The 21615-nt window shown below is 40.1% G+C and carries 20 protein-coding genes; 3 read left to right on the forward strand and 17 right to left on the reverse strand.

Features of this window, described 5'->3' with window-relative positions; all coding sequences use genetic code 11:
- Positions 1-93: 93 nt before the first annotated feature.
- Positions 94-702 (reverse strand): TetR/AcrR family transcriptional regulator, encoded by a 609-nt coding sequence (locus EKM98_RS02580; protein WP_068377143.1) that lies wholly within the window; start codon positions 700-702, stop codon positions 94-96.
- Positions 703-826: 124 nt separating this feature from the next.
- Here EKM98_RS02580 and EKM98_RS02585 point away from each other — a divergent pair, with 124 nt between their 5' ends.
- On the forward strand, positions 827-2305 hold the full coding sequence (locus EKM98_RS02585; protein WP_068225849.1) for an MDR family MFS transporter: 1479 nt from the start codon (positions 827-829) through the stop codon (positions 2303-2305).
- Positions 2306-2401: 96 nt separating this feature from the next.
- On the opposite strand, the gene EKM98_RS02590 is transcribed toward EKM98_RS02585, so the two are convergent.
- Entirely contained in the window at positions 2402-3580 is a 1179-nt protein-coding gene (locus tag EKM98_RS02590; protein WP_068225850.1) for an MFS transporter, read from the reverse strand.
- Positions 3581-3686: 106 nt separating this feature from the next.
- Entirely contained in the window at positions 3687-4625 is a 939-nt protein-coding gene (locus EKM98_RS02595; RefSeq protein ID WP_068225851.1) for a LysR family transcriptional regulator, read from the reverse strand.
- A gap of 209 nt (positions 4626-4834) precedes the next feature.
- On the opposite strand from EKM98_RS02595, the gene EKM98_RS02600 reads away from it, so the two are divergent.
- Complete coding sequence (locus EKM98_RS02600; RefSeq protein WP_125980380.1) at positions 4835-7231, forward strand: NAD(P)H-dependent oxidoreductase; 2397 nt, start codon at positions 4835-4837, stop codon at positions 7229-7231.
- Positions 7232-7377: 146 nt separating this feature from the next.
- On the opposite strand, the gene EKM98_RS02605 is transcribed toward EKM98_RS02600, so the two are convergent.
- A complete protein-coding gene (locus EKM98_RS02605; RefSeq protein ID WP_068225853.1) occupies positions 7378-7800 on the reverse strand; it encodes an ArsC/Spx/MgsR family protein in 423 nt (140 codons plus the stop codon).
- Between the two features lie 212 nt (positions 7801-8012).
- Between EKM98_RS02605 and EKM98_RS02610 the strand changes: the two genes are divergently transcribed.
- Positions 8013-9161 carry a helix-turn-helix domain-containing protein gene (locus EKM98_RS02610; protein ID WP_125980382.1) on the forward strand — a complete coding sequence of 383 codons (1149 nt, stop codon included), beginning with the start codon at positions 8013-8015 and terminating at the stop codon, positions 9159-9161.
- 810 nt (positions 9162-9971) lie between these two features.
- On the opposite strand, the gene EKM98_RS02615 is transcribed toward EKM98_RS02610, so the two are convergent.
- From EKM98_RS02615 to EKM98_RS12235, 13 genes are all read right to left on the reverse strand, one after another.
- A complete protein-coding gene (locus EKM98_RS02615; RefSeq protein WP_125980383.1) occupies positions 9972-10346 on the reverse strand; it encodes a PTS glucitol/sorbitol transporter subunit IIA in 375 nt (124 codons plus the stop codon).
- A gap of 16 nt (positions 10347-10362) precedes the next feature.
- The gene (gene srlE / locus EKM98_RS02620; protein ID WP_125980385.1) at positions 10363-11376 is read right to left on the reverse strand and encodes a PTS glucitol/sorbitol transporter subunit IIB; all 1014 of its coding nucleotides are present in this window, start codon (positions 11374-11376) and stop codon (positions 10363-10365) included.
- Positions 11377-11409: 33 nt separating this feature from the next.
- Positions 11410-11988, reverse strand: a complete 579-nt coding sequence (srlA, locus tag EKM98_RS02625) for a PTS glucitol/sorbitol transporter subunit IIC (protein ID WP_068225857.1) — start codon at positions 11986-11988, stop codon at positions 11410-11412.
- Positions 11985-12488: a transcriptional regulator GutM gene (locus tag EKM98_RS02630; protein ID WP_068225858.1), complete on the reverse strand. Its 504-nt coding sequence runs from the start codon at positions 12486-12488 to the stop codon at positions 11985-11987. The genes srlA and EKM98_RS02630 overlap by 4 nt, the downstream gene beginning before the upstream one ends.
- Entirely contained in the window at positions 12489-14339 is a 1851-nt protein-coding gene (locus EKM98_RS02635) for a BglG family transcription antiterminator (protein ID WP_125980386.1), read from the reverse strand. It lies immediately after the preceding gene.
- Between the two features lie 21 nt (positions 14340-14360).
- Positions 14361-15164 (reverse strand): SDR family oxidoreductase, encoded by an 804-nt coding sequence (locus tag EKM98_RS02640; RefSeq protein ID WP_068225860.1) that lies wholly within the window; start codon positions 15162-15164, stop codon positions 14361-14363.
- 522 nt (positions 15165-15686) lie between these two features.
- Positions 15687-16214 carry a serine O-acetyltransferase EpsC gene (epsC, locus tag EKM98_RS02645; protein WP_068225861.1) on the reverse strand — a complete coding sequence of 176 codons (528 nt, stop codon included), beginning with the start codon at positions 16212-16214 and terminating at the stop codon, positions 15687-15689.
- A gap of 15 nt (positions 16215-16229) precedes the next feature.
- A complete protein-coding gene (locus EKM98_RS02650; RefSeq protein ID WP_068225862.1) occupies positions 16230-17369 on the reverse strand; it encodes a trans-sulfuration enzyme family protein in 1140 nt (379 codons plus the stop codon).
- A gap of 19 nt (positions 17370-17388) precedes the next feature.
- Positions 17389-18300, reverse strand: a complete 912-nt coding sequence (locus EKM98_RS02655; protein ID WP_068477241.1) for a PLP-dependent cysteine synthase family protein — start codon at positions 18298-18300, stop codon at positions 17389-17391.
- A gap of 317 nt (positions 18301-18617) precedes the next feature.
- Positions 18618-19448: an ATP-dependent sacrificial sulfur transferase LarE gene (gene larE / locus EKM98_RS02660; protein WP_068279415.1), complete on the reverse strand. Its 831-nt coding sequence runs from the start codon at positions 19446-19448 to the stop codon at positions 18618-18620.
- 24 nt (positions 19449-19472) lie between these two features.
- On the reverse strand, positions 19473-20189 hold the full coding sequence (larD, locus tag EKM98_RS02665) for a D/L-lactic acid transporter LarD (RefSeq protein WP_068225864.1): 717 nt from the start codon (positions 20187-20189) through the stop codon (positions 19473-19475).
- 182 nt (positions 20190-20371) lie between these two features.
- Positions 20372-20812, reverse strand: coding sequence for a nickel insertion protein (gene larC / locus EKM98_RS12230; protein WP_125980388.1), 441 nt, complete (start codon positions 20810-20812; stop codon positions 20372-20374).
- Between the two features lie 11 nt (positions 20813-20823).
- The gene (locus EKM98_RS12235) at positions 20824-21600 is read right to left on the reverse strand and encodes a LarC family nickel insertion protein (RefSeq protein ID WP_068279418.1); all 777 of its coding nucleotides are present in this window, start codon (positions 21598-21600) and stop codon (positions 20824-20826) included.
- Positions 21601-21615: the final 15 nt, after the last annotated feature.

Genomic DNA, 21615 nt, shown 5'->3' on the forward strand with positions numbered 1-21615 from the left:
ATGTTAGCTAAGTTATAAAAATATAGATCGGAGTGGTTTAGGGTTTGCTGCAGCCAGGATTTCCCCCACTCCGTCTGTATTTTTTATAGTCAATTACTTTGGTGTTCCAGTTGCGTGTTGGTATGACGGAATCAACACATCATCAATCAACGCAGTTAAATTTACTCTACTAACATTTTCATTAACAAATAGATGGTACCGAAGCCATTCGAATGGTAATAATTTTAAATCATTGGACATTTCAGTTGTTGCCAATTCACCACGTTCTTTAGCGCGCTTGAGCACCTGGTTAAGTGCACTAATATCAATTGCGGTCGCTTCATCGATCATCTTTTGGATAACTTCATTTTGTTGTTTACTCATACCATTAAAAAAAGTATTCGTGTAAGACTGGCCAAACGCATTCATACTAATAATAAAGCGTTGTAATAATTGCGATAAGTCCGCTCGCAAAGACGTTCCCGTCAACTTAAGTTCATCCATTCGGCCATGATTCTCCAGCTTAATTTTATCTTGAACGGCCGCAATGGCAAGTGAAAACGGTGAGTCCCAGCGCCGGTAAATCACTGGTTTACTGGTTCCAGCAGCTGTTGCAACTTTGGGGAAAGTTAACGCTGATAAACCATCATTTTCTAATATTTCGCGCGTTGCTTGATAAATTGCTTCTGTTAGTTCAGTTCCTCGCCGTCTTTTTTGCACCATTGCTTCGACCTCCTCAAAAAATAAGATACTTTAAGTTTCTTATTGACTTTTTCATTTCAAAGTGTATTATAGCACTCGTGTTCATAAGATACTAATAGTTTCTTATTTTACAGGAGGAAATAATATGCAGAAACAAAACGAGATTCCAAAATCTGTTTTAACGATCGCCTGGGTAGTTGTGCTTGGTGCCATGGCGCCTTTGCTTGACTCAACGATGATCAATATTGCCATCAATAATTTGGTTCATAGTTTCAACAGTTCGGTGCCCACCGTTCAATGGACGATTACTTGCTATTTACTAGCCACCGGGATCGCCGTACCGTTTTCTAGTTGGCTACTAAATAAATTTAACGGTAAATATGTTTTTATGGCTGGTGAAATTTTATTTGGCGTTGGTTCAATTTTATCGGCCATTTCGCCTAGTATCCAATTTTTAATCGGTGCTCGCTTAATTCAAGGATTTGCTGGTGGTCTAATTATGCCATTACTAACGACACTGTTAGTTCAAACGGCTGGACCTGAAATCATGGGTCGCATGATGGCAACCGTTGGCTTACCAATGATTTTAGGCCCACTATTGGGACCAGTCCTTGGTGGTGTTATTATTAAATTTCTATCGTGGCACTGGATTTTTTGGATTAATGTACCTGTCACTCTAGTCTCCCTAGGACTCATTATTTGGAAAATGCCAAATTATCCCGCACAAAATAAAACGGCGAAAATGGATTTTATTGGCATTCTACTTTTGATTGCTTCAACCAGCAGTATCATTTACGGTGTTGTGAAGGCAGCACATGCGGCCAATTTTAGTAATCACACGACAATTTCTTTTCTCACTACTGGATTAGTTACATTGATACTTTACATCGGCTGGGCATTTATTCGTAAAGATAAAGCTGTCTTACCAACGAAACTCTTCACGTTTAAGTCATTCGATGGCTCCATCATTGGTCTTTTCATTGCAGGAACCGTGCTCAATGGTGCAATGTTATTATTACCACTATTTTTTCAGAATGTTCGCGGTATGAGTGTGATTATGGCAGCTTTAGCCTTGGTTCCACAGGGACTAGGGATGCTCGTATCACGACCACTGACTGGCCGATTGACCGATAGTATTGGCGCTAAATATGTAGTTTTAGCAAGTGTCGTTATTACATTTGTAGGCACCCTACCATTTTTCTGGATTGATCAGCACACTTCATTTTGGATCATTGCCATTGTCCTATTCGTACGCGGTATCGGCGCCGGTGGAATCTTAATGCCGTTAATGGCCGATTCCTACACAGGAATGAAGGCTAATCAAGTGCCCGCTGCCACAATCGGCGCTCGGATTATTCAAAATATCGGGAGTGCTTTCGGTTCGGCAATCATCACAACTGCAGTTACCGTCTATTCAGCATCTCGAGTTAAAGCATTTGAAACTAGACTTGCTGCTGGAAAATATAATGTAGCGGCTAATCATTTACAATCATTTGCACACCAACATTTAGTTAATATTCGGCTTGAATCATTTCAGTACGGTTTTTTAATTATTTCGATTGCTGCCTTGATTATTATTTTACCGACCATATTGCTTTCTAATAAATTGAAAAGTACTAAATAAAAGTACTTGAAGTGAACACCTGGTATTGGACTAAAATAGCGGCCAAATCGGCTAGCGGGAATAAAATTTACCCACTAACTGATTTGACCGCTATGTTTAATCACGCTGCGTTGTCATATGAATTTGAAAAGTTAACAAGAATGATGCTGCCAAGAATACTGTGACCACTAAGTAAGGATAATGATAATTCATATCCAGTAACATCCCTGACATTATTGGCCCGATCACATTACCAACGCTAGTCAGCGACATGTTTAGCCCGTTAATCAGGCCCTGACTAGTTGTGCTGGCCTTAGTTAACAAGGTCGTAATTGCCGGTCGCAATAAATCAAAAGACGAAAAGACAATTAAAGTTGCCACAACAACTTCCCATTTAGAATGGGCCAAAATAATCCAAATCGTACCCGCAAAACTAAAAAAGAAGCAGTAACGAATCAGTTTGGTCTCCCGAAAAAGCACGACTAACCGGTCAAACAGTGCCACTTGCATAATCAACGAAATTGCCCCATTTAGAGTCAACACTAAGGCAATGTTATTTAACGTAAAGTGAAAAACTTCATTAACGTAAATACTGTAAATACTTTCGAACCCTTGTAAACCAAATGATGAAACTAAGATCATAATAAAAAGTAAAATAATCGGTTTAGTTAAAAATGACTTAACTCCCGTTTTTGTACTCTTAGTTTTCCGGGCCGCCACAATATCCGGCGCTAGTAGGTCATCTTCTTTAGGTAATAAAGTAATTAGCGCAATCATACTAAGCAGACCTAAAAATCCAGCACTCCAAAAAGGTGCCTTATAATCAATTTTAGCAAGCAGACCACCAATTCCGGGTCCCAAAATTAAACCACCACTAAAAGCGGCCGATAACCAGCCCACAACCCGCGCCCGCTGACTTCGCGTTGTAATATCGGCGGCCATTGCCATCGCAGTCGGTACAACCATTGCCGCCGACAAACCACCAACAATGCGTGATAGATTAAACATGTAGAGATGATTCGTTAACGCAAATAAAACTTCCGAAACCATGTATAAGAATAATCCGCTAACTAAAACTGGTTTACGCCCGATTCGGTCAGATAAACGACCAATCACTGGTGAAGCAATGAATTGCGCTAAGGCAAACAGTGCACTCATAATTCCAATATCAGTGGCCGATAAATGAAGTTCATTTTTAATAAACGGCATAACTGGAATAACCAAACTAATTCCCAAGCACACCAAAAACTCGCTAAAAATCAAAATGAAAATAGCGCGTTTCACCTTTTTTGTCACGTCACCCACTCCTTCAACATAAAAAAACAATACTTGCCAGTATACCGATAATAGCGTGCTTTTGTCCACTAATTGGCGCTATAAAATATAGTAGACCCACGGAACATTAACCTAATGTAGCACGCTGGCCCCATTTAATTGCCAGATCAATCAAGGCCTTTTCCTGACTAGTTAGCAGGCGATCGCGCTTATAGGCAATAAACGTCTCACTTTGTAATTCTTCAGTTGCTAATTGAAATGTATTTAATCGCGCCTTGGTGGGGTGGCTTTGCCAGACGGACCGTGGTACCAAAGTTGCGGCAGCAAAATTATGCTGTACTAATTTGATTGCAGTATTGAGACTGGCCGTTCGTAAAATCACTTTGGGATAAATATTATTCTTAGTTAAATATTGATCAATAAATCGTTGGAACCCAGAATTTTTATTTTCCATAATCATCGGCTGATTATCAATCAACTCATGACTACTGTTAATCAAACGCAACTTTTTGATTTGCGCCTGATAAGCTGGGTGGCTAGGTGACAGGACTAGACAAACCGGCTCCCGGTATAACAGTTGATAATGAATCTGACTATTATCAATTGGTAAGACACCAATGTAAAGATCCAAATTATCATTAATTAACTCGGTTTCAACCTCACTGCTGGGGTATTCAACAAGCCGCAGATCAACGTTAGGGTAAGTAGCGTGATATTCAGGTAATAACCGGGGCAAAATTTGCTCACCTAACGATTGGGTAACGCCAATCGTTAGACGCCCGTGCCCGGCCTCATTCAAGACTGCTAAGCCATGGTATAAAGAATCATACTGGGCCACAATATGTCGTAAGCGGTGTAAATAATACTCTCCCGAATAAGTTAACCGTAACGGATGATGCCGCCGATCGATTAACTGAACACCTAGTTGTTCCTCTCGCTGGCGAATTAATTTACTCAATGCTGGTTGCGTCATAAATAACATTTCCGCCGCGGCAGTAATGTTACCGAGTTTGGGAACTGCTTCCAGAATTGAAATAAACTGTTTATCTTTTTCAAGTGGTGTCATAGCGGGCACTCCTTTTTTAATCTCAACTTATGCCAATAATAGCATACTTTTAGTATAAAATAATTATTTCACAAATTAGTTTATTTGTTTAATAATGAAGTTGTAAAATGCTTACTTGCTTAATAAATAAGCACTTTTAAAATTAATGTTTAGGCAACAAATAATTATCATACCAATAATCGCATATTAAATGTAAGGGAGTTCTTCTAATGAAATTTATCGGTATCGTTGGTACTAACGCTGATTTTTCGTATAACCGGCAGTTACTACAGTACATGCAGACTCACTTTGGTCCTAAGCAAGAAATTGAAATTTGTGAAATTAATCATCTGCCACTTTTTAATGAAAATATCGTCAAGCAACCACCTGTTAGTATCACTCAATTGGCCGCTAAAATCAGCTCTGCAGATGGTGTCATCATCGCAACACCGGAATACGATCATTCAATTCCAGCCGCTTTGAAGAGTGTCTTAGAATGGTTGTCTTGCGAGTTACATCCTTTTAACCATAAACCAATTATGATTGTTGGTGCCTCTTATGGACCCCAAGGTGCTTCCCGTGCGCAACAACATTTACGCCAAATTTTGGATTCACCTGGTTTAGGTGCCTTTGTGCAACCGGGTAACGAATTTCTATTAAATTACGTTAAGGCCGCCTTTGATGAGCAACATCAATTAAAGGATCAACAAACAATTAGCTTTTTAGAAAGTTGTTTTAACAATTACTTAGATTTCACGACTTTAATTAATCAGAAATACCAAAAGAAGGTCACGCAATTGCCACAAGAATCACAAATTACTTGGAATGGTGCCTATGATGTCATTGTTGTTGGTTTCGGTGCCGCTGGTGCTACGGCTGCACGTTTTGCCGCAGACAACGGCGCCAAGGTACTTTTAACCGATGTTGCTCCAGAAGGACACGAAGGTGGTAACGTTCGCTATGCCGGCCAAGTCGTTGCAACCGGAACGGATTATACTAAAATGCTCAGTTATTACAAGGCAATGTTAGGTCCAATTGATCTGGATGATACGCTGCTACAAACCTACGTTCAGGGCATGATTAATATGCGTAGTTATTTTAAGAATTATCTAGACGTGGAACCAGTCAGCTACAATGATACCTATAAAAATGGAAGTCACGGTGAAGTCGCAAAGGGTTTGGCTCCAGAATACCCTGAATTCCCCGGTTCTGATACTTTTGATCTCAGCATGGTCCACGAAGGCTTTTTTGACGCCGCCTTATGGAAAAATCTCCGGCAGCACGTTGTTGATCGAACTAATAATATTGATGTTTGGCTGTCCTCTCCCGCACAGCACCTAGTTCAAGATCCACTGACCAAAACGATCACTGGCGTTACCATTAAACGCAATGGCCAAAATGTTAATATTCAGGCGAAAAATGGTGTTGTACTAGCCTGTGGTGGCTTTGAAACGGATAAACAAGCAATCCAAGACTATTTAGGTGCTCCACATTTGGCACCAATCGGAACACTTTATAATCAAGGCGATGGCATTAAAATGGCCGAAGAAATTGGTGCCGATATGTGGCACATGAAGAGTTACGAAGGATTAGGCCTACTTTCAGGAATGACCTTTGCAACTCACCCTGGTGAACGTGGTAAATTAATTTTAGCGCCATGGAAAGATCTTTATACTGGTAGTATTTTTGTTGTTGGTGATGATGGTAGTCGCTACTTCCGTGAAGACGAAGCAAATCGTCACGGTCGTTTGTACAGTCACGGTACTTGGCGTATTCCAACCGCCCAAGACCATCCTTACCTAATTTTTGATCAAGTTCAATTTGACCAATTTAAGGCCGCCAAACAGTTACCTGAACAAGATTTCTTTGAACGTGTCATTCAGGCCGCTAATTTACCTGAATTGGCCCAAAAGACAAATCTCAATGCGGCAACCTTGCAACAAACAGTCGCTGACTTTAATACTTTTGCCAAAACTGGCCACGATTACAGTCAACACCGTGCCGCTAAAACGATGCGGGCTTTAACTACCGGTCCATATTACGCAGTTAAACTGGAATCGGGAATGCTAAATACGCAAGGCGGACCACGGCGAAACGCTAACGCCGAAATTTTAAACACCCAGCTCCAACCAATTCCCCACTTATACGGAGCTGGCGAACTCGGTGGCGCTAATGCCAATCAATATGCTGGCGGCAGTAATCTTGCCGAGTGTTTAATTTTCGGTAAAATTGCTGGTGAAAATGCAGCTAAAGAAAAAACGACGTCAGTCAGCACCCCAACGACTCTTAACGCTAAGGTTGATTTAGGCAGTAACGACCTAGCTCCTGAAGATTCGCTAAAGGACATCAGTGTTGGCGAAAATCAATATTTGGGTGTCAGTGATACCGGAATTGGTGGCCAGGTGGTAGTTCGCGTGACCTATACCAACCAGCAAATCAAAAACGTCGAGGTTGTCAAGCAAAGTGAAAGCGAAGACGTTGGTAAGGCGGCCGTAGAACAGTTACCGGCCAAAATAGTTGCCGCAAATAGCTATACAGTTGACGCTATTTCAGGCGCTTCTGCTTCTAGTAACGCCATTAAAAGTGCCGTTAAAAATGCGTTAACCAAGGCAAAAACAACCAATTAATTTACTTGATTAGCTAATGTACCAAATAAAAAGCGGTCTAAATTCAAGTTATTTCTAACTTGAATTTAGACCGCTTTAATTACTCAAAATAACTTATATAATTGTTGCTTGCAACAGAGTTATGTCAAATTAAACTCGTTCAATCATTAAAATGACAGCGACTGTGTAGGTCCTTTTGGATAAATTCGGTTAAATAAAGCCATTAATTCTAGTTTTCGTTGTGATTTTGGAATAAAGACACCAATTTTTTCCAAGCTATAGCCCGCAACAATGTTCTTATCATCAAAAACAACTGGATTCTTTAAAAGCTGTGGCGTCGCTAAAACAGTATCGATTAATTCATTAAAGGTTAAATTATTGTCAAGTTGTGTCGACTTTGCTACCTTAGACTTTTTGGCAATTAAATCATCTGTTCCACCCGTTGCCATTAAAAATAAATGGGTTAACTCTGCTTTAGTTAACGGTTTTTGAATAATGTTACGTAGTTTAAATTCTAAGTGCTGTTGCTTAAACCACTTCATTAATTTATTTTTTGCCGGATCACTAGTGTGAAAATACATTGTAATCATGCAGGTGCCCCCCTAATTACAGATTGTTACACCCAAGAATAGACTAATATCAACCAAATGCAAGGGATTTTTAAATAATTTATAATTAATTATTTAAAATAGAACATATTTCACTAAATTAAATCGACCACCAACTAGTCTTAGATTTCTAGTATAATGAAAGTGATTTCATTTTGTCGCTAACTCACAAGTTATTACTATAGGAGAAATACATGTCCCAAGCAACTAATAAATTATTACTCATGCAGCAATTCAGCCGCCTATTTAATTTCTCATTTTTTGAATTTAGTATTCCTGGCTGGCAATTAACATCGCAAATGCAACGAAACACTGCGATTACTTTAAACCAAAAAGAAATTAAAAACTACAGTAAAGTACTTGCGTCAAAGCAACCACAAATATTTAGATTACAGCGTTCTAACGCCTTAATTTTAGCAATTCCAAAATTAGAAAAAAATAAATTAAATGGTATTTGGCTCTGCTTCATTCCCCTTGATTCAGCAAATTTCGTTCACACAATAACGGATAAATCCGACGCAAACAATCTAGCAGCTACACTTTATCTGGCACTCTACCACGTACCTTCGTCAGTCAAACTGAATTTAACCCAGCGGCTTGATTCGCTTGTTACACACTACGCAATGCGTGATCTTTTACTTGAAGAACTTAAAACCGACGAAACAACTCATTACTATGACATGGATGAGCTCTACAAACATGAATTACTAATGTTAGAGGCAATCACTGCCGGAAATTTACAACGTGCTGAGGCATTGATTGACTACTTGCTTCAAGTACCTGAATACGTTGGTATGCTTAGCTCTGATCCGATAAAACGTGTCAAGGAATTCATCATTGTAACGGTCGTTATTAGTTCTCGAGCCGCTAATGCCGCTGGCGTTCCTTCTGGTGAATCTTATTTTAAAGGGGATAAATTAATTCGGGAAGCTGAAAAGCAAGTTGATTTAACAAATTATAAGGACTTCACCCGTCAAATCGTTGCCTATTACACCAAACTGACGATTCGTTATCGCCAACAAGTGTCACCTTATATTTTTAATATTGAACAATACTTGCAACAACACATCTATCAACCAATCACAGTCGCAACTATTGCCCAAAAACTCAATGTTAACGCAACTTACTTATCTCGATTAACAAAAAGTAAGACTGGATTAACCTTAAAACAATATATTTTAAAGCATAAAATCACTGAGGCACGTTACCTACTGCAATTTTCAGCTCGCTCAGTGCAAGAAATTTCTCTAATGTTAAATTTCTCTGATCCTAGCCACCTAACTCGTGTTTTTCGCCAATATACAGGGAAAACACCTTCTGAATACCGCAAACAAAGGAAATAGCAAGGGAGTGGGACAAAAGTCGGTTTTGGATTCACGTTCTAGAGTAGCAGTCGAAAACAGTAAAAGGCCAGGACTTTCGTCTCGGCCTTTTACTATTTCCGAACATTACTCTAGTGCATCGTAGCAACCATATTTAAAACTATTAGCTAGTTTTCAGAACGCCAAAACTTAAAATGAAATCTGGCCGCGTGGAACATTCAAGCGTTGTTTGTGTCTTTGGCAACTACTGTAAACCAGCTTGTTGCAAGTAGGTGAAAATTACTTTCATCAGTGTTGATAGCTAATTAAGATCACTTGTAAAGTGTACAGCCTTAAAGCCATGATTCTGACTCAATTGTACTAACTAAACGGTTAAATTAATCAATAATCAGAACTCAACCACAGCCAAGGTGAAATGGAGGCGCTGGCGTATCAGCCGTGTCGAAGGTACTTGATGACCGAATTATGGTCATTTAGTACCTTGCGTGATTGATAAGATCCATTTTCTTTTCCGATGGGTTTAAACGGAAAGAAAATTAGCTTGTCGACGCGCCACTGTCGCTCATTCTTAACAACTAATTTTAGCAAGTATTAGTTACTAGAACATATTCGCTAAACAGGACTTGTTTCCCGTTGTCGATTGGACTAAGCCGAAGTCCGGCAAGTCCAAGTCGCACGCGTTCCATACGCCAGCGCCGGAATGGAACCTAACTAAATCCGTTCACATGTCATTCAGTGGCCAAGCGGCATAAATATTATTTTTAATAGCGATATAATTTAGATATGAACGCTAAACTTCACTAGAACGTGCGTAAAACTTTAATTTTATTTTCATTTTAAAATTTGAATACTCGACTCTTCATTAATTTCCGGGTAGGCCTTTTGTTCAACGTACATCGTTCCGGCCAATTCGGGCTTAGTTGAACCGTCAAATACAATTGAAATGTGCCCAAGATTACTTAAATTGGTCATGACCTCATTACCGACGGCTGTAATTGTATACGCTTGATCATCAATTAAGAGTGTCATTCCTGGCTTTGGTGTTGCCTTAACCGGCATAACATCAATCAAGTAACAAGAAGAACGTAACGCGTCCGGAGCCTCTTTACCAAAGAAAATCACCATATTGATTTCTTTAAAGCCCTTTGCTTCAGCACCAATTTCAGTAACTGTCGTTTCAAAAATTGTCGTCTTAACACTTTCCATTTTAACCTACCTCCTTTTATTTTGCGTACAAACCAAAGCTAGCTACCCAAGCAACTAAAACTCGCGGAACCCCGTTAATAAAGCGTGAATAAAGTACCGATGGAACCCCCACTTCAACGGTTTTAGAATCTGCTTCTTCTAAACCTAAACCAACTGGAATAAAGTCACAGCCATTTTGTGTATTAATGGCAAATAATGCTGGTAAAGCATACTGTGGTGGAATTGTGCCCTTACCGATTTCTAAACCAATTAACGTTCCGATAACTTGGCCAATAACTGCTCCTGGCCCAAGCAACGGTGATAGAAATGGCAGCGAACAAACAAACCCGATGACACAAAGCCCAACTACGTTACCGGCCAGTGGCGACATTAATTTCGCAAAAATTTTACCAATTCCCGATCCTTGAATAATCCCGATTAGTAATGCCACAAAAGCCATAAAGGGAATAATTGTATTGATAACCGTTTGAACTGATTCCTTAGCAGCTTGATTAAAAGTTGCCACAACTTTACCGGCGCCAGTACCAATCTTGGCAATAAAGCTAGTGTGGTGTAGCTGCTCAGTAAGCTTCTTACTGGAATCATATTTAGGCGCTGTGGTTTCCTCAGTTTCCGAAATTGGCGCCGTAACTGCAGTTGTTGCGATCGTCTCTGTACTATCATCAACCAAGGCAACTTGTTTATCGGTAACAGCAGAAACATAAATTTCCGGGTGAATAAATTTCTGTAATGGGCCACTTTTACCAGTTGGCAAAACGTTGACCGTTAAAATTCCCTTTTTAGGGTAAATACCACAACGTAACGTACCGCCACAATCAATAATTGCCAGTGCCGTTTCTTCATCTGGAATCGATGTTTTGAAAGCATCAACGGCCTTCATACCGGTCAATTTTTCGATGCGGTCAACAATACTCGGTCGTTCACCACCTGTAACATAGATAAATTGATGTTTTTGTTCAGTCGGTGTAATAATTAGTGGCCCACCATAACCGCCACTGCCTTTAGTGATTTTTATACTTTTCCAAGCCATAATTAATTTCTCCTAACGTGTTTTTAACCTAATCTACGCAGCATCCGTTTCTCCCTGTTCTTTAACCGACAACTTAACTTCTTTAGAAAGGATTACCCCGCTTGTCTTACAAACATAAGCGGTCGTAAAATCAGTAACCCAGCCACCAATGAAGTTCATCACTAAACCAACAAGCAAATAACGAACGGCCAAATCCATCGTGTTTAAGCCTAATTTTTGGACACCCTGCGCAATTCCTAACCAAATAAATAATTCACCTGGATTGATGTGTGGAAAAACCCCGTTACTTGTGTGGTTAAACTGAGCTAAAGCCGCGTAATAGCTAGGCTTATAGAATTCTGGCATAAAACGGCCTAATGAAAATGACATGGGATTACCTAACATGAACGCTGCCAAAAACGGTAAAATCATGTAGCGTGTGATGGGATTTCTTGATGAAGCCTTGGCCAATTTTTCCATTCGCTCTTCGCCTAAAAAGGAAATAATGGTATTCATCAGAACTAATAATAGCAAGACAACTGGAATGATCGTCGACATCCAAGTAATAAACGTTTTACCACCAGTTTGAAATAGGTTCATAAAACCGGAAGCAAAACCAGTAATATATTTCATTTCATAATTCCTTCTTTCTTTAATCTACCCTGAAAATGATTGATTTTACTTCTGAAATAGGTCACCAGTGGTAACTCAAAGAAATTCGTTTGACCTGAAAAATCACGTTCGGCCAAAGTGCCATTCTGGTACTTAATCAATGTTTGATAAGCGTTCAAAAGACACTGGCGAATTAAACGGTTTTCTTGATGAAGTTGCGTATAATCCGTAACTAATTCAATAAATGACTGCCCATTAAAACGTTTAATTTCTTTAAAGTGAGCAAATATTGTAATCCCTTTCATTACTTGGCAACTTTTAATTACGTTGTTGCCATCTAGCGCAATTAAAAGTAACGTTCCTGCCTGTAATCTTTTTGGATTACGTCCGATCAGAACCCGACCACGCCGTCGTAACTGGCCGTAATGTTTGGCAAAATTACGAACCTGGAGGAAACCCAATGCCGCTTGAAACAAGAATGCTAAAAAGATAAAGATAATAAGTATAACTAAGTTTGACATCTAAATTCCCTCCATTAACTGGTCAATCGGTTGATCGATTTGGTAGTGTAATAAATTTTGCAGGATATCCTTTTGGTGAACTAAATTGAAAATAAAATCATAAATAATATCTAGTACACGATTTAGTTGTTGATTTAAATTTTGGGGAATGCCAATCAAAAAGATAAACCGAACTTCACGTTTACCAGCCTTAAATGGCTCCTTCAAAATACCAACACTTAAACAAATTTGCTGTTTTTTTACCTCATTAATCGCGTGGGGAATGGCAACACCGTTTTCAAAAATACTACTGCCCAACAACTCACGCTTATGCCAAATTCGTTTAAAACTAGCCGCTAAATGACCCTTTTCCGTCTCTTGATCAATCATTTGATCAACCAACTCGCGGTAAGTCGTCGTTGCTGGGGCCAAATAATTAACTGCAAAAGTACACGATTTGGCCTGAATTGCCCGCTGAACTAACGAAATCGTAATCTTAGTACTGAGTTCTTCGGTTCTAAATAGTTCATCTACCCGAACAACTGGCGTGTAATTTCCACCTAAATCCAGTGGTCGATCTGAGAATATTAGTAAAAAATTCAAATCAGGTTGCTTTAGCTTGGCCAAATCATGAATTGCCACTACTTTAATTTGATCCGCAAAAACTTCGGCCAATTGCTTCTTTAAAAATTGTTGAGCACCAATCCCGATATTTCCGACTAGACCGACTGTTTGAACTGCTGGTAAAAAATCTTGTGTATCATCCAGCGCTAATTGAAAATAAATTGCTAAATAATTAGCCTCGACTGAATTAATGATGACGCCTAATTGCTGTTCTAGTGTCGTAAGTGAAATCAGTGCTAACTCGGCCGCCACTGGATAATTTTTAACAATTTCGTTAGTAAAAATATCACTTGCCGGCGTCGTGAAAATAGCGCGATTACACAAGAATAATAGGTGATACTTAATTTGCTCATGAAAGTGTTGATAGTCTAAATTGACCTGAATGTGTGTTTCAATTTGCTGTTGAATGATCTCGATTAAGGCCCAGTTCTCTTTGACCGCACATTCAACTAATTTCTTATCCAGTAAATCCGAATATTTAAGATTTAAGGGATAATACAATAAATCCTTTTCATTTTCAGTTAATGGTTCTTGCCGCAATTTGCCTAATGCCATTGTTAGCTGTTGTACTGCCGGCGTTAGTCTAACTAAATTAGTGTAGTGTGGAATTGTTTCGTCAAAACGATAACCCAATTGCCACAAATAGCAAAGTACTGCCGTAAATTTTTTCAAGCGAACCGTTTCTGTTGTTTTTCCAATTCGATCGATCAGTGATTTTATCTTTTCATCCAATCGATATTCGGAAGAAAAATAATCGTAAGTTTCATTTAGTAAAATAATTGGTAGTTGGTATTGTTGTCCTAGTCGCAATTTAATACCGTGATTGGATACCGATACAATCGTGGCTTCATAATATTGCAACGTTTGTTTCAGCTTAACTAAATCCTTACTCAGCGTACCCTTACTGATTGTTAATTCATCCGCCAAATCATCCTGAATTAGGTAGCCCTTGGTTTCAACTAATTGGCGAAGAATAAAGGCCTGGCGCTTTTCACTATCATTGAAGTCCAGTGATTCGCGTAAATAATTAACTTGTAAATGACTAAGTGCGTGATAATCAATAATCTGAAGGTAGTAACGCCCATGCCGCTCTTTAATTTGAGCAATTCCAATCAAAATCGTATTTAACCGGGTAATTCGTTTTTGTAATGTCTTTTGGGAAATATTCTCAAGCGTAATTAATTCGGCAAGGGAAACCGAATCATGCGTAATAAATCGTTTTAACAACCGATAATCTTGATTATCCACCTAGTTTCCCTCCACATCTTTTTATCCGCGAGACTTACCTCCCGCCACATTTGTTGTAACACCGGTAATATAGCTTGCCTTGTCAGAAAGATAGTAACAAACTACATCAGCAACTTCTGATAAACGTCCACTACGTCCTAATGGTGTCGTAGTTGTACTCTTGTAACCAGCCCGTAATTGTTCAACTGTTTTATGTCTTGTATAAGCCAGCGCCTCTTCGTATGAAGGTGTCCGTAAACCAGTTGCTTCCATGATGCCTGGCGCAATACCAACAACGCGCACGTTAAATTCGCCTAATTCCTTAGCCCATGAGCGTGTAAATCCATTAATTGCACCTTTTGTGGCCGAATAAACACTTTGGCCTTGTGAACCTTCTAACCCGGCTTCGGAAGACATATTAACGATAACGCCTTCATGTTTCGCGGCTAAAATACGGCCGACTGCTTGGGACATCAAGAAGACACTCTTAACGTTAACCGTAAACATTTTATTAAATGCGGCTTCATTTAACTCATATTGTCCATCTGCCTGTTTGGCATCGACTAGCAAACGAGGTAAATTAATTCCGGCGTTATTAACTAAACCGTCAATTGTTTTAAATTTAGCCACAACTTGTTTAACCAGTGCATTAACCGCCGCCTTATCGGTTACATCAGTTTGAATAAAAGTTAAGTTATCCGCCTTAAACTGTCCTTCTCTTAAATCAGCGTTAATCACGCTAACTCCTTGATTAATCAATTCCTGAACAATTGCGTCCCCGATACCCGATGAACCACCTGTCACGATAATTGTTTTACCTTGTAATTTTAACCAATCAATTGCCATTTGAATTTCCTCCTTAATTTCTATGTCCAAAGCATAACGAAACCGCTAACATTTATTAAGTCAGTAAAATTCTCAGGTTGGGATAAAACAATACAAGAATCATAAAATAACTATTGGTTTTGCTTAACTAGTCTATTTTAGAGGGATTAATATCGATTTATATAAAATTGGTCTATCAATCTAATAACTAAATTATACGGAGTGGGCGGGCTAGCTAATAGGATAAATTGGCTTAAAATAGAACAAATTTGATCAAATAGTCTTTCAAAGATCATTTCATTATTACGCTGCAAGCATCGCGATTAAAAATGTTGCAAAAATGAGCCACTGTCGGTTAGCCCTTATACCACTGACTCTTCCCAATACATGTAGCAACTAAATTCACGAAAAAAATAGACCTCAAAAGTGACAATTAGAAACACTAATAGCTCATTTAAATATTTAATGAGCCAAGCATTTTTCTTTTAAGTCACCATTTCTTTTAAGATCTATCATTTTTATTCAATTATATCGGTCAATTAATTAGTTTAACCGCGCTAATTTTAACCGTTGCTGCTCAACTGGCTTCCCGGGATTACCCACAATTGTCGTATAGGCTGGCACATCCGTTAAAACAATCGTTCCGGCACCAATCTTTACGTGCGCACCAATTTGGATTGCACCTAGTAATTGTGCACCTGCACCAATCAGAACATCATTAGCAACAACTGGGTGGCGCCGGCCGGCTTGAAGGTGCCGTGAACCCAACGTGACATTATGTAAAATTGTCACCCGATCACCAATCACCGCCGTTTCACCAATAACAACACCTGTCCCGTGATCAATAAAAACTTGCCGGCCAATTTGAGCGGCGGGGTGAATTTCAACGCCGGTTACTCGTTTTCCCCAGTGTGCAATTAATGCGGCCAATAAGTGATGACTATGCTGTTGAAACCAATGTGCCAATCGGTAAAAGGCCAAGGCGTGAAAGCCAGAATAAGTCAAAATAACTTCCCACACGCTATGAGCTGCTGGATCGCGTTGTTGAATCGCTTTTGCTGCCGTAAACATGCACTCGTCTCCTTTTTAAATCTGTGCGAAGGCTTGCTGCAGATCGGCCAGTAAATCTGCACTATCCTCTAAACCAACTGATAGGCGAATCAACTCATCCTGAATACCATTTTCCAGACGTATTTCCCGGGGAATTGCGCCGTGGGTCATGACTGCCGGAATTTCAATTAGGCTTTCCACACCACCAAGACTTTCTGCAAGGTCAACGATTTGCAGGCTTTCAACAAACTTTTTCGGATCCAGCCCAGGCCGTAATTCAAACGAAAGCATTGCGCCAAAGCCGTTCATCTGTTTTTTTGCAATGGCGTAACCATCTCCAGCCGGATTACCTGGATAATAAACTTTTGCCACCTTAGCGTTATTAGCAAGGTACTGATAAATAATTTGTGCATTTTCTTGGTGAACACGCATCCGAACGCCTAAGGTTTTAATACCACGCTGCAATAACCAACTATCATCCGGCCCTAACACACTGCCGATTGAATTTTGTAAAAAGGCCAACTGTTCCGCAATTTGATTATCATTAGTGACCGCTAGTCCAGCAACTACATCGCTATGCCCGCCAAGGTACTTTGTTGCGCTATGGACCACAATATCTGCACCCAGCACCAGCGGATTTTGATTATAGGGTGTCGCAAACGTATTATCAACGATTGTGCGCACGCCTTGTTTCTGAGCGAGCCTGGCAATTGCTTGAATATCGCTGATTCGTAGCAACGGATTAGTCGGTGTTTCCAAATAAATTGCTTTAGTATTACTCTGAATTGCAGCACTAGTGGCCGCCAAATCCCGCGTATCAACTACCGTAAAGGTTAGACCAAAACGTTTTAGCACCTGATTAATTAGACGAAAGGTTCCGCCATAGACATCATTACCAACAACAATGTGATCACCGGCTGAAAATAGTGAGAAAACCACGTGAATTGCTGCTGATCCAGATGAAAAGGCAAAGCCGGCCGTTCCTTGTTCCAGATCCGCGATCAATTGTTCTAACGCTGCCCGGGTGGGGTTACCCGTCCGTGCGTATTCCCATTTTGGTGCACCGCCAACTTTATGCTGGTGAAACGTTGATGAGCGGTAAATCGGAATTGAAACCGCCCCTGTAGTTGAATCTTCGCTAATACCACCATGAATCAATTTAGTATTAAATTTCATAATTATGACCCCTTCTATTTTAATCGTAAATTTTTTTACTTAAATAACGTTCACTTGAATCCGGAAAAACGGTCACGATGGTAGATTGGGCTGGTAATTCCGCCGCAACTTTTAAACTGGCCGCCAAGGCTGCGCCACTTGAACTACCAACAAATAGACCAAGGTTCTTTGCTAACCATTTAACGTATTTAAAAGCCGCAACATCACTAATTGTCTGAACCTGGTCAACCTGAATTTGTTTAAAAAATGGTGGGATAAATTCAACGCCAATTCCTTCAGTTCGATGCGCGTGCTCAGGACCACCGTTTAAGATTGAGCCCTCAGGTTCCACAGTAATTGCCTGCATTGCAGGATATCGTTCCTGTAGCGCACGTGCCGTTCCAACAAAGGTCCCCCCACTGCCAGCTCCGGCCACAAAAGCATTAATTGGCCGTTGTGCTAAATCAGCTAGAATCTCTGGTCCAAGTGTCTGGTAATAAGCATCAGGATTGGCCGGATTTTGAAATTGTAGCGGAACGTAAGCATTAGGAATTTCTTTAGCCAATGCTTGTGCTTTCGCAATTGCCCCTTTAATACCGGCCTCTGCTGGTGTATTGATTACTTCGGCTCCCAACGCCCGCATTAGTGTCTGCTTTTCAAAACTAAATTTCGCGGGAACCACCAGCTTAACTGGCAGCTGATACTGCTGTGCAGCTAGCGCAACACCAATTCCCGTGTTTCCCGCCGTTGGCTCAATGATGGTTGTCCCTTCACTAATCTTTCCAATCTCGCGGCCGTGAGCAATCAGTGCCATTCCTAAACGATCTTTAACACTGCCGCCTGGATTAAACATCTCTAACTTCGCGTAAATCCGACTACCATTGGGAACGGCCATTTTTAATCGTAGTAATGGCGTCTGCCCAATCGTCTGGTAAATACTGTTAACCAACATCGTTATTTCCTCACTTTCTAAACTGCTCAAGTATGTATTTCGTAAAATTGGATACAAAAAGGCGCAGATTCAAAGTTACCGAATCTGCGCCTTACACGATTATCTGATTTTACGTTAACCTAAAGGAAGTCACTATTTTTAGGCACACCAATCAGTGGGTCGCGTAAGACGCGATCCACAGCAACAATTGTTTAATTGCGTGTGTGCTAATAGCATAAATGACTACCTCCAAATTACTTTATGGCTTGAGCATACCTGAATAAATAAAACCTGTCAACAGGTCACTTTCTGTAAGTAACTTAATTACAAATTATAGTTTAAGCAAATTGAGTTAATTGTTTCTTTGATAAAACATCGTTCATTCGACCGCTGCGGAAGCCACCGAGATCAAGTGCGACGTACTTAAAACCATCCTTGATTAACTCTTTATTAACTCGTTCGTTAAAGACTAAGAAATCACCAATTCGCGCTTCTGGAATCTCGATTCGAGCAACGTCATCATGAAAACGAACGCGAACAGTTGGAAAGCCAAGATCACGAATGTACTTTTCGGCTTTCATAACTTGTTGAATAGTCGCAGAAGTTAACGTTGTCCCGTATGGAAAACGAGATGAAACTGAGCAAGAAGCAACTTTATTCCAGTTAGTTAAATCTAATTCTTGGGCCAATTCACGAACATCCTTTTTGTACAATCCTGCCTCTTGTAAAAGGCTACGAGCACCTGCTTCATCCCGTGCCCGTAAACCTGGTCGATAGTCATTCTTATCATCCATAATCATGCCATCAAGCACGGCCGTCGAACCATTTTCAGCAGCAATTTCAGTTAACCGTGAATAAAACATTTGCTTAGCGTAGTACCAGCTATCGGCCAGATTCTGTTTGATGTGATCATTAGCCAAGTAGTCAAGCGTTGTTGCTTGGACGTTAGCACCTAACTCCTTTGCCAATGAAATGGCCCTATCAAATTCTTCGTTCGTAAATAATTCTGAGTTAGCAACAACCGCAACAACATTCTCACTGCCAAGTGTATCTAGCGCCATTTTTAAAATCAAGGTACTATCAATCCCACCAGAAAAAGCAACAGTTACCTGGTTTAAGCTCTTTAAAGTTGTCGTTAGTGTTTGTTTTTTTTCGTTTAATGTTTGCATATTTGAAGTTCTCCTTTAATCAAATTATTGAATATTAAAAAATCCGTGCATGAATAAAGCAGCACAGGCCGCGCCAACAAATGGTGCAATACCAGGTACCAAAATACCATACTGCCAGTCACTATTAGCCTTGTTTTTAATTGGCAATAACGCGTGCGCAATTCTTGGGCCCATGTCGCGGGCCAAGTTCATTGCGAAACCAGTTGGTCCGCCGAGCCCCATACCAATCGCCCAAACTAATAAACCAACACCAATTGGAACAATACCCGGCGTCTTAATTTGCGAAATGGCCAAGATACCAGAAATGAAAATAAACGTGTCGAAAAATTCCACAAAGAAATTACGTGGTAAATTACGAACGGCAGGTGCAGTAGAGAAGAGGTTTCGAATCGTAATCGGTGAGATTTCGTTTTCTGAGGCCTTAAAGTGATCGGCGTACATAACCCAAACGATCATGGCACCGACAACTCCACCAAATACTTCGGCAAGTGAATAAGGTAGCAATAATGACCATTTTAGATTGCCTAGCAAACACTGCGCTAATACCATGGCTGGGTTAATACAAACATTTCCAAAGATAAATAGTGAAATCGTAATCCCAAATCCCCAAGTCGTAATAGCAAAAATGTGGCCTGAACCACGATACTTAGTCCCTTTTAAAACCTCGCTACAATGAACGCCAACCCCAAAAATAATCATTAAGGCGGTCCCCATAAATTCTGCAACTAATTGATGAAACAAGTGATCTCCTCCCGTAAATTTAATGTGTACCCAAGAGTGTTGGAAAAGCGTTTAGATTACTGTGGTTACCCTGTTTTCACTAAATTAGTCAAGTAAATACTAAAAAAAGGTTGTCCAAACACAGCTCCACTAGCTTGCTAAAAAAATAATTTCCAATCCTATCTTAAAATTCAAAAATACAGTTACTGAAATTGCTGAATTGCCGCCTGATAAACTGCAGTTAGCGTAACGTGCTGCTTCTGGGCCAATTTTAAGCAATCTTCATATTCAGGTGTCCGTTTAACTAAATCATCATAGGTGGCGACTTTAACGCGAACTTGACCATATTCTGTCGTAACTTTTTCAAAGCTTCGCGTCATAACTGTGCGCTGCCATTTCTGATAACGAACACCGATCGTGCTTGTTTCTTGTAGGATCAAGCGCGCAAATTTAGCGCGCTCGATTGGCCTAATTAATACCGATAGTTTAACGGCTGGCCGATTTTTCTTCATTTGAATCGGTGTGAAAAAAACATCAAGTGCGCCTGCATCCAGCAGTAGATTCATCACGTAACCTAACGCCTCACCGGTCTGATCATCGAGGTTGGCCTCAATTAGTAAAATCTCATCGCCTGTTTTACTAATTTCCTGCTGACTTAGTTTTTTTTTTCAAAAATAATGGCACGTAAGGCATTAAAACCACCTGTATCACGTTTGCCAAAGCCGTAACCAATTTTTTCCGCCGTTAAATCAGTTGGTAGTGGTCCAAAATCAGTGACCAGTGTTTTAACCAACCCCATGCCAGTCGGTGTAATCAGCTCCGTATTAACATCCAACCGCTGTTTAATCGGAATAGCGGTGCCAACGCGCATTTGCATAACCGCCGGCACTGGAACGGGCATTTGCCCATGAGCGACTTGGATAAGGCCAGTGCCATCAGCTAATTCAGAGGCCTTAATTTGATCAACATTTAATAGCTCCAAGGCAATACAACAGCCAACGATATCAACAATAGAATCAAGCGCGCCAACTTCGTGAAAATGGACTTCAGTGAGCGGTAAATGATGAACGGTTGCTTCGGCCTTAGCAATTTCAGAAAAAACCGCACTGGCTTGTTCTTTAACACGTTTTGATAAATCACTATTTTTAATCAATTCAAGAATTTCGTCTAAATGCCGCCCATGCTGGTGGTGCTGGCCTGCTTGATGCCGTTCAACAAAACCATGATCCTTTTCGTGATCAAGAATAACGTCAAAGTCCGTTCCATAAATACTACTCTTAGCTAATTCTTGTTTTTTCAAAGTGTAGCCATGAACACCCAACTTGGCTAATTCTTGCTTAAATTGCTCAAAGTCAACACCTAAATCAAGTAACGCACCAATAAACATATCACCGCTAATACCGGAAAAAGCGTCTAAATAAAGTATTCGCATTCTAAATCTCCCTCA

The organism is Loigolactobacillus iwatensis (genome assembly GCF_003950295.1).
In the GTDB taxonomy this organism is placed as follows: domain Bacteria; phylum Bacillota; class Bacilli; order Lactobacillales; family Lactobacillaceae; genus Loigolactobacillus; species Loigolactobacillus iwatensis.

Excerpts from the sequence above, each read along its gene's own strand:
- EKM98_RS02580 (WP_068377143.1), bottom strand. The coding sequence starts at position 702 with ATGGTGCAAAAAAGACGGCGAGGAACTGAACTAACAGAAGCAATTTAT.
- EKM98_RS02585 (WP_068225849.1), top strand. The coding sequence starts at position 827 with ATGCAGAAACAAAACGAGATTCCAAAATCTGTTTTAACGATCGCCTGG.
- EKM98_RS02595 (WP_068225851.1), bottom strand. The coding sequence starts at position 4,625 with ATGACACCACTTGAAAAAGATAAACAGTTTATTTCAATTCTGGAAGCA.
- EKM98_RS02600 (WP_125980380.1), top strand. The coding sequence starts at position 4,835 with ATGAAATTTATCGGTATCGTTGGTACTAACGCTGATTTTTCGTATAAC.
- EKM98_RS02605 (WP_068225853.1), bottom strand. The coding sequence starts at position 7,800 with ATGATTACAATGTATTTTCACACTAGTGATCCGGCAAAAAATAAATTA.
- EKM98_RS02610 (WP_125980382.1), top strand. The coding sequence starts at position 8,013 with ATGTCCCAAGCAACTAATAAATTATTACTCATGCAGCAATTCAGCCGC.
- EKM98_RS02615 (WP_125980383.1), bottom strand. The coding sequence starts at position 10,346 with ATGGAAAGTGTTAAGACGACAATTTTTGAAACGACAGTTACTGAAATT.
- srlE (WP_125980385.1), bottom strand. The coding sequence starts at position 11,376 with ATGGCTTGGAAAAGTATAAAAATCACTAAAGGCAGTGGCGGTTATGGT.
- srlA (WP_068225857.1), bottom strand. The coding sequence starts at position 11,988 with ATGAAATATATTACTGGTTTTGCTTCCGGTTTTATGAACCTATTTCAA.
- EKM98_RS02630 (WP_068225858.1), bottom strand. The coding sequence starts at position 12,488 with ATGTCAAACTTAGTTATACTTATTATCTTTATCTTTTTAGCATTCTTG.
- EKM98_RS02640 (WP_068225860.1), bottom strand. The coding sequence starts at position 15,164 with ATGGCAATTGATTGGTTAAAATTACAAGGTAAAACAATTATCGTGACA.
- epsC (WP_068225861.1), bottom strand. The coding sequence starts at position 16,214 with ATGTTTACGGCAGCAAAAGCGATTCAACAACGCGATCCAGCAGCTCAT.
- EKM98_RS02650 (WP_068225862.1), bottom strand. The coding sequence starts at position 17,369 with ATGAAATTTAATACTAAATTGATTCATGGTGGTATTAGCGAAGATTCA.
- EKM98_RS02655 (WP_068477241.1), bottom strand. The coding sequence starts at position 18,300 with ATGTTGGTTAACAGTATTTACCAGACGATTGGGCAGACGCCATTACTA.
- larE (WP_068279415.1), bottom strand. The coding sequence starts at position 19,448 with ATGCAAACATTAAACGAAAAAAAACAAACACTAACGACAACTTTAAAG.
- EKM98_RS12235 (WP_068279418.1), bottom strand. The coding sequence starts at position 21,600 with ATGCGAATACTTTATTTAGACGCTTTTTCCGGTATTAGCGGTGATATG.